The organism is Bacillus sp. SRB_8, from assembly GCF_003264205.1.
Classification (GTDB): domain Bacteria; phylum Bacillota; class Bacilli; order Bacillales; family Bacillaceae_G; genus Bacillus_A; species Bacillus_A mycoides.
Map to the genome: position 1 here is coordinate 107892 of NZ_NADT01000019.1, position 14107 is coordinate 121998.

Consider the following 14107-nt stretch of genomic DNA (forward strand, 5'->3'; position numbering starts at 1 on the left):
ATTCAATACACTGTATCCTATTTGAACACCTGTTTTTATACGTACACATAATAGACCATCTAAGAAACAAGTTTGTTCCATAAAGTGAAACTTTAATCAGTGGGGGTTTTGTTCATTCCCCACTGATTATTAGCCCTCACCAATCGGGCTTTTACGGGCAGCCCGACTCCCGCCTAACTTCTTTGCTCCAGCTGAATTTTGAGGTGGGAGTTTTACTACCCGGCAAATAGCGGGATAAATTTAAAACCTTTTTAACTAGTAGCCAAGATATTAACAAAAGTAAGAGATAGCAACTATGATAGCCGCTATCTCTTATTTCAAATTTTCCTTTTTCTTTAACTTATAAAGGCTTTTATATAAACAGGGTCTCTTCCCCTGAGAAAAGTGCACAAATTTTACTAATTTTGATTCGAACTATCTGTACTAGCAGCTTCACCATGTATACGTTGCTTTTTTAAATCAAAGTATACATCTAAAATTTCCTTTCCAATTATAGAATTAATTCCATTTTTATCATCATGAAGCCATGGGACTACTACAGAAAATGCTACTTCTGGATTATCATATGGAGCATATCCAACTAATGTTAAGTTGTAACATTCCATACGTTCTCCTTTTGCATTTCTACCAATTGGATCATCTCCACCATATACAGTTTGAGCTGTCCCTGTCTTTCCTGCTGGTTTATATGGCGCATTTTTGAAATACTTCACGCCAGTTCCATCACCTTCTTGGAATACCCATCTAAAACCTTCTTTTATCCGATCAATATGTTCTTTCTTCATATCAACTCGATTTAATACGACAGGCTCTATAGAGCGTATAACTTTACCGACCTCTTCTTCTTTTATTGATTGCTCTCGTATTTCTTGTACAATTTGGGGTTGCATTCTATATCCACCATTTGCAATAGTTGAAATATATTGTGCCAATTGCAATGGCGTATACGTATCATACTGACCGATAGAAAAATCTAGTAAAAACCCAGGTTGACTATCTACTTTTCTCGTTTGCCCAATTATTTCATTCGGTAAATCAATACCTGTTGGGACACCTAGACCAAATTGTTTAAAATAATAACGCATTTTATCAAATGCTTCTTGTTTAATATCCAATGAACCATTTGGTACGTAATTAACTCCCGCAATTTTTAAAGCTGTCTGGAACATGTATACATTCGAAGATACTTGTAAAGCTCGTAAATCATTAACATTACCAAATCCGGATACATTCCATGATTTCTTGGCTTGTGTACCTTTAAATTTCATCGGTGCATCATAAAATTGATCTCCTGGCTGTATTGCCCCTGTCTCATATCCAGTTAATAACGTTGCGCCTTTTACAGCTGATCCTAGCTCATACGAAGTTGTCATGTTACCTAATGCCAAATCCTCAATCTCTATTTTCCCTTCTTTTTCTACAATCTTTTTGCCTGCCATAGATAAAATCTGTCCGTTATTCGGATTTGTCATGACGACAAACGCTCGGTCCAACAGTGGCTCTGAACTCTTAAAAGCTCTCAAATTTTTCTCTATACTTTCTTCCACTTTCTTTTGTAATTCCATATCAATCGTTAATGTTAAGCTACTACCACTTTTTCCTTTAGAGATTATTTCTGTGTTTATAATGTTTCCTGATTTATCAGTAATGTTTTTCACTTCTTCTTTTGTGCCGTGTAATACATCTTCATATCGTTGTTCAATATAACTTTTTCCTACACGATCATTACGGTTATATCCACGTACCAAATAAGAATCTAAGTTTTCTTTCGGTAATCCTTCTTCACTACTTGTAATATTACCTAACACGGAACGAAATAAATTACCATTTACATAATTACGTTCCCAATCAACTGTTGTATCTACTCCTGGAAACTCCGCAAGGTTTTCACTTATCCGCGCATATTCTTGATCTGTCACATCTTTTTTTATAATTTGTGGTGTCAGTTGATAACCTGAACTCATTTTACTTTTAATAGCTAACACCTTTAAATCTTGTGCTGTTAATTCTGCCAATTCTACTTCTGTAACGCGACTTCGTCTTAAGTCTTGAATTTTTTTGTCTAGTTCTTTTCCCTCTATTCCCTTTTCTTTAAACTTTCCTATGTCGTTTTTAGTAATCTTTGATTCCGCACGTTTCATATTCAATTGCATCCAAAAATCTTTTTTATCGATATCGGTTAATTTATTTATATCTTGCTCAGGCATTTCAAGTACCTTCGCCAAGTCTTTTGCTGTTTTTAAAATATCTTCACTCGTAATCCCCTTCACCCTTGTATACGTAATTGTGCGAAGAGATTTATTATTAACGACTGTTTTCCCTTCTCGATCTAGAATCTGTCCACGTGGGACTGGTATACTAGTTGTTTCATTTTGACTGTTTTCCACTTGGTTCTTATAAGCCTCTCCCTCAACGATTTGTACTTTTCCTAGCTGCATAATAATAGCTGAGAATAGTACAAATATGCAAAGGAACATTATATTCAATCGAATAGATATATATGTCTTCTGTTTCTTTACTTTTTGTTCTTTCATAAATCCTCCATATAATTCTTCAGGAAATCCTCACTAATACTTAGTAAATAAATATACTAAAAGCGTTCCCTATATATTAGAAACCACTATTCAGTTATAATAGTGTCTTATCTTTTTTGTTAAATCCTTGTAAGCATCCATTCCTTTTGGTTTAGCCGCGTAATTGATAAATCTCCCTTCCTGTTTTTTTCTCTATTTTTTTGTCGCCTGCATTAGAAATGCTAAACTGTATAATGACTCATATTAAACTTACACATAGACTTACTATTAACATGTACTTTTTTTCATACTGATTGTTCCTTTCTTCATGCTGTAATACTTAATAGACAACCTAAGTAATAAAGTTGTTCCACATTTACAAAAAAAAAAATTAACTATAAGATGGAATAGGCTACATAAGGGAGGGTTATATGTTACATACGAAAAGATGGAGATTTTTTGCGGTTCTTTCTATTGGAAGTGTGATTTTACTAATTTTATTAAAAATCAACTTCATTTCAATTACTATCGCAACTTCTTCAGCTGAAAGAGGAAAAATTCTTGATCAAAATGGTGTAATACTAGCTACAAATAAGAAAGTTAAGTCTCTATATTGCACTTCTAATGATGAAAAACTATCGAATAAAGATACATCAAACACATTAGCTTTTTTCAATCAATTTTCAAACGAGTTTCAACATGACATTTCTACAGAGGACATAAAATCTCAATTACAACAATCCTGTAATAAGCAGACTATGAATGAAATATCCTTATACTCTGATATAAATGAAAATGAAATTTCATTCATAAACAAGAATAAACCTAAAAATGTAGTGATCAAAGACGAATTCATTCGATATTATCCAAAGAACGAAATTGCTTCACAAGTAATTGGGTATGTAGAAAATGACCTTAATTCTAAGTATGGACCTGTTGGTAAAAGTGGGATTGAGCTTCAATATGAAAATGATTTAAAAGGAAAACCCGGAAAAACTCTGATTTTTAAAATGAATAATAAAAAGTTCTTATGGAACATTCAAAAAGTACAAAAAGGAAAAGATGTCCGGCTAGCTTTAGACTCTAAATTGCAGCAAAAAACAGAGGAAGCACTAAGATCTCAAATTAAGAAAGTACCTGATGCTAATGCTGGTTATGCAGTAGTAACCGATGTAAAAACTGGCGCAATATTAACTATGGCCAATTCGGCAGTTTTTGATCCAAATATATTAAATACACATGTATCATCTAAAAAAGAAAACATTAAATCCCTTTCGCAAAATAAAGCAATTCAAAAATTAAAGTATGGTGAATCTTATGTAAATATGGCCTCTACTATAAAGCCACTTACTATTTTAATCGGATTAAACGAAAAGCTTTTTCAACCTGAGGATACATATTTGGATAATGGTAGTTTTCAGTATGATAATCAAAATAACATCACCAATGCTCCTGGAACACCAACAGGTGAAATTACACCGAGTCAAGCTATCATTAATTCATCAAATACATTTATGACAGCAAAAGTAGCTCTCCCCTTATTCAACCGAAATAATGGGAATATAGAAAAAGTAGCAAATATATGGACAGATTATTTAAAGCAATTTGGCCTTCGTTCTAAAACTGGTATTGATTTACCCTTTGAAGAAGACGGGGAATATGAATTTCACCCATCTAATAAGTTTGAAAATGGAATCTCCGCTTTATTAAATGCTTCTTGGGGAGGAAATGAAGTGCATACCCCTCTTCAACTCGCTCAATATGCAGCAACTTTGGCAAGTAAAGGTGATAAATATAAACCTCAAATCGTAAGTGCTATTATTGGTCAAGACGATAAGGAAACAAAAAAGTTTAAACCACTCTTAGAAAGTTCAAATCGTTATCCTATGAAATTTTGGAGTGTCGTGCAAGGTGGGATGAGTCAAAATATAGAGGAGATTAAAAACTTGCCCTTTCATGTCGCGGGTAAAACAGGGATAACTGGCTCTCCGAACGAGCAAGAAAGAATGATAAATCATTCTCTTTTCATTGCATATGCTCCTACCGAAGATCCAAAAATTGCTATTTCTGTCGTTATTCCTGGTAGTAATTCGGAAAAAAATATTGCTGCTCTCGTTACATCAGAAATTTTAGAGTGCTGGAATTCACTTCAAAAAGAGGATAAAGATAAAGAGGAAGGTTCATTAAAGTGAACCTTCCTCTTTTACCATATAGAATCTATATTCGTTATTTCCCATATACCTTCATCATTCTTTTCAAATATGAAAGAATATTTAATATCAGTTAAAACATACTCTTTTTGTACATATCCAGTATAACCGTTAATTGTCGATATTTTTATATATCCATCATTCAGCGCTTTTTCTGGAATCAAAGCTTTTACCATTTCATTAGATACTTCATATAAAACTTGTGATTCTCGTTTTGGTTCAGCTAAAATTTTCGTTTTATTTCCAGTAACAGTTGCATATATAAAATGCGATTGCTTTGGTTGGTTACTTTCTGTCAATCCACTTGGTACTTTGTATGCTTTCTTTGTATCATTTGCAAATTCTCCCCCCATTGTAAGAGCGACTTGCAACTCATGAAAAATATCCTCATCAAACTTCAATTCATCCTTCTGATAACTTTTCCCTTTAAATAGAACTTCATCATTTAACGCTCTATACAGGTCATTTTCATTTTTTGAATTTGTACTTCGATATAACTCATTCATAAATTGTTTTAATGATGGATCTTGAGCAGACTCATCTTTTGTTTTAGGCTTAATTTGAGTACTACTTTGTACCGGTGATTTATTATCATCAAGCCAAGGTTGTTGAACAATAAAAAATAACATTGTACAAACCAAAACTACTACAATAGGCAATGCTTTTTTACGAAATGGTCTCTTGTATGGTACAGAGTCTACTTCACTATTTTGGTATATCGATTGCTTTATTTTATAAATAAATGCTTCTTCATCTTTACGACGCTCCATTGGTCCATTTTTTAATTTGCTATACCAGTCAGGATTTTTTTTACTGTTCATCACTTCTACCCTCCCCTATTAATTTTGAAACTTTACTTCTTGCTCTGCTTAACCTAGATTTGACTGTTCCAATGGATACACCTAATGTTTCAGCCATTTCTTCATAAGATAATTCATATTTCGCGTCCAATATTAGTATTTCGCGGTGTTTTTTAGGTAGTTTTAATACAACATCCCACACATCATTCATTTCCTCTTGATTAAAAAATTCTTGTTCTGCCGATGGAGATTGCTTATCGTCACTAAAAAATCCCACTAAAGATATCCTTTTAAAATAAGAGGATTTCAAATAGTTTATTGCCGTATTTCTTGTAATTTTTAATATCCACGTTTTAATAGATGACTCCTTTCGAAACGAATTCCAATGTTTAAAAACCTTAATAAATACATCTTGTGTGATGTCATCTGATAAGTGTGGATCTTTCGTAATAATAAATGAATAATTCCATACATCTTGCCAATAGTCTTTTATAACATAGTCAAGCTCATCATGATTACATTTTTCAATAAACTTCTGTTCCATTTCCACACCTCAAACTTATTTGAATAAACATAAAGCTGCCCTCACTTTTAATATGGTTTCAATATATAGACATGATACAAGTTTCATTTGTTCCATTGTTTATCTTTTTTTTCGACAGATGATATTTCTAAAAAAATGTAATAAAAAAAACCAGGATAAATTCTTAAAATCATCCTGGTTTTTCTGTATTAAATATATTTTCATTATTTTTTTATAATAGAAACCGCATCTAATACATCCACTTGACTCCCCATAGTTTTAGTGAGTTTTTTCCATTCAGTTTCTGCTTGTACAGCCGTAACATCATCTGTGTTATATGGTCTATCTTCACCATACGATTTATTGAAATGAAGGATTTCCATTGATGTTTCATTTACAGGGATTTGATTGAAAGTAGTATTGTCAACAATTACAATCAGCTCCTCATAATCTGAATTACGATAGTGACCAAACCAAGTATCGCTAGCATACTGGACTTCTATTTTCTTTTCATTAATTGTTAATTCCTTAATTTTTTTATTTTTCTTACTAGCCAATAATACAGCTTTACCTTTTGGAGCTGTAGGTAATGACTTTATTGGATCTGAACTCCATACTTCATTATCATTATCTGATTCTCTCAACACACCTATCTCAACCATTTTCTCTGCAGTTTTTCGTTCCATAATTAATAGTTGTTTACCGCCAGTTTCTGCTTTTTTCACTTTATATAAAGTGTTGGTCTTAATTTCACTTTTATGTTGACTTACTATTTCTTTTAATGATTGTTCTTCCCCAATCAATAAAGCGGCATTCCTTGGTTCTTCTTTCTTTCCAAAAGAACAAGCCCCTAACATAGAAATTGATACAACTCCTGCCATACACACTTTCATTACTTTTTTCATTTCTTTTTCTCCTCTTTGCTTGTTTTATCAATACGTTACATGATTTTTTTATATAACCGTTGTAAATAACGCCAACGGACAGTGAAAAAGTACACACTTTGAATGGATATAAAGGCTAGTATAATTAAAATGGACATCTTTAAAACAGAGAAGTCAATTAGCTGTTGCAAGGCTATAAAAGCGACACCACTATGAATAATCGCTATAATTAAAGGCAAGAAGAACATTAACGTAAGCTGACGCGTTACGATTTTCTTTAGCTCTCTTCTACTTAGACCGACCTTCGCAATCATTTCATATTGTTGTTGTTCCCGTTCTAAATCTGCATATAGTCGGAAATATAAAAGACTGGCTGCGAACGTAAAGAATACGATACCTACTAATACACTAACGATAAGTAAAATACCGTTCTTTTGTTTCGAAGAAATCCATTCGGAATACAATGCTTCAAAATAATGATGTGCTTGCACCGAATTATTATTACCCATTGTTGCTTCTAATTTTTTTGTAACCACTCTTGATTTCTCCCAATTTTCCACTACAAATCCATATTGACTTTTCATTACGTAAGAGTCATCTTCCGTCTTTCTATTTGGGATTTTATCGTACAAAGAATCCGAAACAACAACAATAGCTCCAATTGTATTTGGGAGAACTATATATGGGACCGCCTTCTTGACCTGAAGAGACATCTCCAAGTTTTCCTGTACTACATCTATTTTCTCAGGTATATCCTTTCCTCTTTCATACTTTTCTTTTTGCGAAACTATTGATGGTACTATGATTGTTTGTTGATCATTGTCTAACTTTTCCATTTCATATCCGAAGATTTTTGCAAACTTGTTATACTCTGATACTTTGATTAGCACTAAATTATTTTCCGTGAATTTTGGATTCGTAACCGCTACCTGATAAGAGAAATTTGAGCGAGTAAGTTGTTTTTTCATTTCTGTAATGTGCTCTTCTTCTTGTGCATTTTCTCCTAACGAAGTATAGGTAAATGCAAATGGATTGATCATCTCCGTTAATCCCTTATTTCCCATTGCTAAACATGTACCAATTCCTGTGAAAGCCACAGCGGAAACAATCGCTAGCATAAAGAACATAGTTGCATTATCCTTCATACGATAAGCCAATTCAGATATAGTAAGTAGGTTCGTTTTATTAAAAAATACAGTGTCTTTTTTCTTTAAGACACGTATTACATACACGCTCAACTGTGAAAATAGAAAATATGTCCCTATCACTACAAAAACTACTCCTCCAAGTAAGTAAGGCATAATGAAGTTTCTTTCTAGTACGAAATAGAACACACATCCATACCCTAACCCAATTAATAATACGGAAAGGAATGCTAATGCTTTTGATGCCTTTGGCTCTGGTTTTGGCTTTTCCTCTGATTTCATCAAATCAATTAACTTGTTTGCTTTTACCATTTTAGAAGTAAACAACGAAATGACTAGAAACAGAATCAAAAATGCGCCAATTGTCGTAAAGACAGCTTTTATAGGAACGTAAAAAGGAAGACCCTTATCAATCGCTAATATATTTTCACTTGCCAATAAATTGAGCTTTGAAAATATCAAACCAATTAAGATACCAAATGTAATTGAAGCGACTCCAATTAACATATTTTCTAAAAAAATTAATTTATTTAACTGCGCCGGTGTCATACCATGCATGATTAAAATTCCAAATTCTTTTTTTCTTGTTTTTAAAAAAGAACTCACCGAATATAAAAGAAAGAAGAATGAAAATACACAAATGAGATATTGAGAGATTTGCATCCCCATTGTTCCTAAAAGGCTCATTGTTTTACTTGTGGAGGCTAGTTCTCCTTGTAAATCAGGATGAAAAAGTAAGAGTGAATATGTGAAAAAAACCATAACTGAAAATGAGCTACTTAGAAAGTGTGCAGCATAAGTCCGCTTACTTCGAATGATATTATTAAAAGCGAATCTTTGAAAAGTCATGCTTACGACCTCCTAGTAATGCAAGTACATCTATAATTTTTTGATAAAACATTTGTTGGTTTTCTCCGTTATAAATTTCGTTATATAATTTTCCATCTTTAATAAATACAACGCGATCACAAAAACTTGCAGCCACTGGATCGTGCGTAACAAGCATCATTGTTGCATCTTGTTCTTTATTTAATCGTTTTAATAACTCCATTACATCATTAGCCGCTTTTGAATCTAAGTTTCCCGTCGGTTCATCTGCTAGTAATAATTTAGGTTTATGAATTAGAGCACGTGCAATTGCTGTTCTTTGTGCTTGTCCGCCTGATATTTCATATGTTCGTTTATTTAATATATCTTGAATGCCTAATTTTTCTGCAATACCTTCTACACGCTGATTCATATCCTCAACTTTAGTACCATCTAACGTCAGAGGAAGAACAATATTTTCTTTTACAGTTAATGTTGTAAGAAGATTGAATGCTTGAAACACAAAACCTAATTCACGTCTTCGAAATAATGCCAGTTCATTTTGAGATAATTGATATGGATTTTCTCCATTAATCAATATTTCTCCTGATGTGGGAGAATCAATAGTAGAAACCATGTTCAACAAAGTAGTTTTTCCACTTCCTGATGGTCCCATTATTCCTACAAACTCCCCTTTTTTCACACTCAAATTAATGTCGGCGAGCGCTTCATAAGATACCTTTCCTGTATAGATTTTACTCAGTTCACAGACCTTTAATATTTCCATATCGTTTTGCTCCTTTTTATCTTTTAATAACCTAAGTTTATCTAAGCGTCCCTTCTTCTCATATCGATTAACCTTTCATATATCTAACAGGTCTGTAATATTTCTGAAAAATCAAACTAAACACCGTTCTAACGATTTGCATAAGGGAAAATAATACAGATTGTTGTTCCTTTTCCTACTTCCGACTTTATTTCAATATCATGTTCCAATCTTTTTATAATATTTTTCACAAGATATAATCCCATCCCAGTAGATTCCTTAAATTTCCGACCGTTTATTCCCGTATAAAATGGGCGGAATACTCTCGGGAGGTCTTCTTTTGGAATTCCCACACCATGATCGTGTATTTCAAGGATTACTGAGCGCTCTTCTTCTAATGTAGTAATAGTAACGTTTTTTCTACTTCCTGCTGAATACTTAATGGCATTGGATATCACTTGATGAATAACAAACCGAAGCCACTTTCTATCGGTTTCTACCATAATAGTTTGTTTTACTTTTACTTCTGGATAAACATAGCTACGGATAAACAGACGTTTATTTTCACGGATTACTTCTTGAACGATTTCCTGTAACGAAACTCTTTCCACATAAAAATCTTGCTCAAACGTTTGTAATCGCGCCATATATAAGACCATTTCTAATCCGTACTGCATTTGATCTACTTCTTCCACAATACTTTCAAAAACCTCCCCATTCTCTTCTTGTGTGATCAGTTCAATAACTGATAGAGGCGTTTTCATCTGATGCACCCATTGATTAATAAATGTAAGGTGCTCTTTTTGTTTATATTCCCAAGTCTTTAACTGTTGATGATATTGACTGTATTGTGTCTTTAACACACGCTGAAGTGCTACTGATAATGGAGTGGAATCGAGTTCTTCTAAGGAGTCCTCTAATGTTTCAGAAGGGTTGGATAATTTGTTATAAAATCTACGATGGCTAAAGTAGCGATAAAGTAAAAACGCAATTAAAAAGCATCCTCCTAAAAACACACTATATAACGCAGTAGATAAGTGGTTATATCCATCCAGCCAATAAACAGTTAGAACGACAAATAGCTGAATGATTGAGAAACAGATGAAAGGGATATGTTCACGTAAAAATAAATTCATTATTATACCTCATCATTCTTCCAAGTTATTTTCAAACGATATCCAGCACCACGAACTGTTTCTAATGCATTTTTTATTCCGATTTCCTCTAATTTTTTTCGGACACGTGTAACATTTACACTTAACGTATTATCATCTACATACGTATAGTCATCCCAAAGTTTTTCTAAGATTTTCTCTCGACTAACAATACTAGGAGATTGTCGTAAGAGAGTTTCTAGTAAAGCAGTTTCTTTTTTTGACAGTATACACATGCTATCATTTAGCTTTAATTCCATTTTTTCTGGATAAAGTATTAAACCGGATTGCTGAACAACTCTTTCTTCCGCTTTCGGTGCGTATTCTCCGTAAATTCTTCGAAGATGACTTCGGATTTTTGCCATTACAACTTCATAATGAAACGGTTTAGTGATATAATCGTCTGCACCATGTTCAAGTGCCATAACTTGCTCCATCTCTCCACTACGTGCTGATATAAATATAATGGGACAAGTAGAGACCGTTCTAATTTGTCGGCACCAGTAGAAACCATCGAAACTCGGTAAATTTACATCTAATAAAACTAAATCAGGTTGAATTTTTTCAAAGTTAGCCAAAATATTTTCAAAATCCTCTGTAATATTCCCTTCATACCCGTACTTATTAATATGGGATTGAAGTAATTTAGAAATTTTTTGGTCATCTTCTACAATCATAATTTTATACATATATTAAGCTCCTTTTATTTATCTTTTCCGACAGAAGACTCCCTTCTCAGTGTCCGTAGGAATCTCCCTCTTCAAACATGCCGCAAGGTCGTTAAGTGGGACTAGTTAAAGTATATGTTTATTATCTGTAAGAATATAAAATATACTTTTATCTTTTAGTATAAAGAAATTCCCCTCTTACTTATATTGAATAACCTTACTTCAAACTAACAGCTTTGTAATATTTCTGAAAATAAAGTTAAGTATAATAGCTCTTATTTTTTAAATTTCAATTATCTAATTTAACATTTTAAAATTTGTTGTTTTATAATTTTCAAATAAAAAATAATCGTATTTAATTGTGTAAAAAAACACGTAATTAAATACGATTATTAAAATCATAAAATCTGCGTTTAGACATAAATTAACCGATTCCTAATATAATCTTGAATCGGTAAGGTTTGTATATTTACTAAAGAAGTAAATTTCACCTTCTAATTAAGTATTATTTCTGAAAAACATGTTTTATTTTTTCACCTGGAACGTTGCTCCCGCCTCTTCCTTTTACATCTTCAATCATCATGGTAACAATCATGTTTGGCGCGCTTGCATCGAAAGCTGCAAACCATCCAAGTTCTTTACCCTCTGCTTCTTTCGATTCTTTCAGTTCTGCTGTACCTGTCTTACCAGCGAGAGTTACACCATCAACTTTAGCAATTCTCCCAGCACCATCAGGATCATTAATAACCTTTATTAACGCACTTTTTAATATCTCTTGATTCTTGGTAGAAATCACATTTTCTTTCCAATTTCCCGCTTCTTTTGTTTTTTTTATAAGATGCGGTGACGGAATGTTACCCTCATTGACAATCGGTGCATAAGTCAATGCTAAATGAAGAGGTGTCATTAATACTTGTCCTTGTCCGTACCCCGTGTCTGCTAGTTGAATATCATTTTTTATCCCATCTTTTGCAATGATTGAAATAGGGAATTCGTATTCAATTGGTAATTTTTCATGAAATCCGTATTTCTTAAATTCATTTACATACTGATCTTTTCCTATTTTCAAAGCTTGTTGAGCAAAATAAATATTATCAGAGTACTTCATTGCCTTATCAAAATCAACTGGACTAGCATCCTTCACACGTGTTACATAATAATTTCCCCAAGATGAATCTTTTGTCCACTTTAATCCTTGAATTTTAAATTCTTCCTTAGGATTTATTGTGTTTGTTTCCAAACCAATTGCACCTGTAATCGTTTTAAATACGGAACCTGGTACAAATGCTTGTGTGAAGCGATTCATCATTGGCAGTTTCGAGTCGTTATTCCATGCTTCCCGTTGAGCTTTTGATGCTCCTCTAACTATTGTATTTGGATTATAAGCAGGGCTACTTACAAGTGCGATTGTTTCACCCGTTTTAGGATTGACCGCTGCACTAGATCCTGCTTCATTTTTCATCTCATTAAAGATTTTTTCTTGAATTGCAGCATCAATAGTTAACGTAACATTTTCTCCTTTTTTTGCTTCTTGTTTTGCTACGTTTTTAATCTCTTTCCCGTTCTCATCTTCCATAAATACGCGTCCACCCTTTTCACCACGCAATTTATTCTCTAATACTTTCTCTAAACCTGTCTTACCCACTAAATCATCTGCTTGATAACCTTTTTTTTGAAGCGATTTTAACTCCTCTGCATTTACCTTTCCTATATATCCCGTTAAGTGTGCCGCTGCTTCTCCTAATGGATACGTACGAATATTTACTGGGCGAGATGAAACTCCTTCTAATTCAATATAATCATTCTGTCTGGTTCCCTCTTTTAAAATACCAATTGGTACAAGGGAATCTGGTTTTATCCATTTCGCTGCGAGCTTTTGATTGATCTCTTCTATAGACATATCAAGTAATTGTGCTACTATTTCTTTCGTTTGCGCTGCCGTTTCACCTAGTTTCTCTGGAATAATTCCAACTTCAGTCGCTTTACCATTCGTTGCAAGCCCTTTTCCATTTCGATCATATATTTCTCCGCGTTTTCCTTGCTCTGTTTGCATACGTACTTTGTAATCTTTTTTCATACCTGGGAAAATGAAGTCTGGTGTCCAATCTATTTTCCAAGATTCCTTATCTTTATCTTTCACGAGTTTTGCTTCATGGATGAATGAAACTGTTCCTCCATCCGTATCCATATTAACTTCAAAAAGAAAAAGTTCTTTATCTTTAGTATTCTCTCCTTTCGTTTTAATTTTTAAATTCTTAACTCCAATACCCTCATAAATTTTTTGATATTTCTCTGTGAACTCCTTTTTAGAAATCGTTTTTTTTGCATGTTCTGATAAATAATCATACATATTTGTAAATTTTTTATCATTCCATAAATTGATATATTCTTCAAATGCTTGTTTTGGCGGCTCATCTTTATTGCATCCTACCAACATAACTCCAAAACAAAAGAAAAGCAGCATCCATATTTTTTTCAATTCAATCTTCTCCCTTAATTAAAAATGATTATTCCTTTCTAAATATGTTAAATAAAAAATGTTTTAACGCTTAATAGACAGTGTAAGTAATGAAATAGTTCCACATTTACAAAAAAATTAAATTTATGGTTAAGCTGCATTCAAAAAGGGAAGATTTT

10 protein-coding genes are annotated in these 14107 nt (G+C 33.0%); 1 reads left to right on the forward strand and 9 read right to left on the reverse strand.

What is annotated here, in order from left to right; all coding sequences use genetic code 11:
* Window positions 1-398: 398 nt before the first annotated feature.
* On the reverse strand, window positions 399-2534 hold the full coding sequence (locus tag B5P40_RS16030; protein WP_002168356.1) for a peptidoglycan D,D-transpeptidase FtsI family protein: 2136 nt from the start codon (window positions 2532-2534) through the stop codon (window positions 399-401).
* 410 nt (window positions 2535-2944) lie between these two features.
* Between B5P40_RS16030 and B5P40_RS16035 the strand changes: the two genes are divergently transcribed.
* A complete protein-coding gene (locus tag B5P40_RS16035) occupies window positions 2945-4705 on the forward strand; it encodes a peptidoglycan D,D-transpeptidase FtsI family protein (RefSeq protein ID WP_002032185.1) in 1761 nt (586 codons plus the stop codon).
* A gap of 11 nt (window positions 4706-4716) precedes the next feature.
* On the opposite strand, the gene B5P40_RS16040 is transcribed toward B5P40_RS16035, so the two are convergent.
* From B5P40_RS16040 to B5P40_RS16075, 8 genes are all read right to left on the reverse strand, one after another.
* Window positions 4717-5544: an SH3 domain-containing protein gene (locus B5P40_RS16040; protein WP_033709119.1), complete on the reverse strand. Its 828-nt coding sequence runs from the start codon at window positions 5542-5544 to the stop codon at window positions 4717-4719.
* Window positions 5534-6067 (reverse strand): RNA polymerase sigma factor, encoded by a 534-nt coding sequence (locus tag B5P40_RS16045; RefSeq protein ID WP_002127457.1) that lies wholly within the window; start codon window positions 6065-6067, stop codon window positions 5534-5536. The genes B5P40_RS16040 and B5P40_RS16045 overlap by 11 nt, the downstream gene beginning before the upstream one ends.
* A 203-nt stretch (window positions 6068-6270) precedes the next feature.
* The gene (locus B5P40_RS16050) at window positions 6271-6951 is read right to left on the reverse strand and encodes a lipoprotein BA_5634 family protein (RefSeq protein ID WP_002032182.1); all 681 of its coding nucleotides are present in this window, start codon (window positions 6949-6951) and stop codon (window positions 6271-6273) included.
* 35 nt (window positions 6952-6986) lie between these two features.
* Window positions 6987-8924, reverse strand: a complete 1938-nt coding sequence (locus B5P40_RS16055; RefSeq protein ID WP_113709446.1) for an FtsX-like permease family protein — start codon at window positions 8922-8924, stop codon at window positions 6987-6989.
* The gene (locus B5P40_RS16060; RefSeq protein WP_002017024.1) at window positions 8899-9669 is read right to left on the reverse strand and encodes an ABC transporter ATP-binding protein; all 771 of its coding nucleotides are present in this window, start codon (window positions 9667-9669) and stop codon (window positions 8899-8901) included. Before B5P40_RS16060 ends, B5P40_RS16055 begins: the two co-directional genes overlap by 26 nt.
* 128 nt (window positions 9670-9797) lie before the next feature.
* The gene (locus tag B5P40_RS16065; protein WP_002017026.1) at window positions 9798-10784 is read right to left on the reverse strand and encodes a sensor histidine kinase; all 987 of its coding nucleotides are present in this window, start codon (window positions 10782-10784) and stop codon (window positions 9798-9800) included.
* A gap of 2 nt (window positions 10785-10786) precedes the next feature.
* On the reverse strand, window positions 10787-11491 hold the full coding sequence (locus B5P40_RS16070) for a response regulator transcription factor (RefSeq protein WP_016120219.1): 705 nt from the start codon (window positions 11489-11491) through the stop codon (window positions 10787-10789).
* Between the two features lie 484 nt (window positions 11492-11975).
* The gene (locus tag B5P40_RS16075) at window positions 11976-13949 is read right to left on the reverse strand and encodes a penicillin-binding transpeptidase domain-containing protein (RefSeq protein WP_033709116.1); all 1974 of its coding nucleotides are present in this window, start codon (window positions 13947-13949) and stop codon (window positions 11976-11978) included.
* Between the last annotated feature and the right edge of the window lie 158 nt (window positions 13950-14107).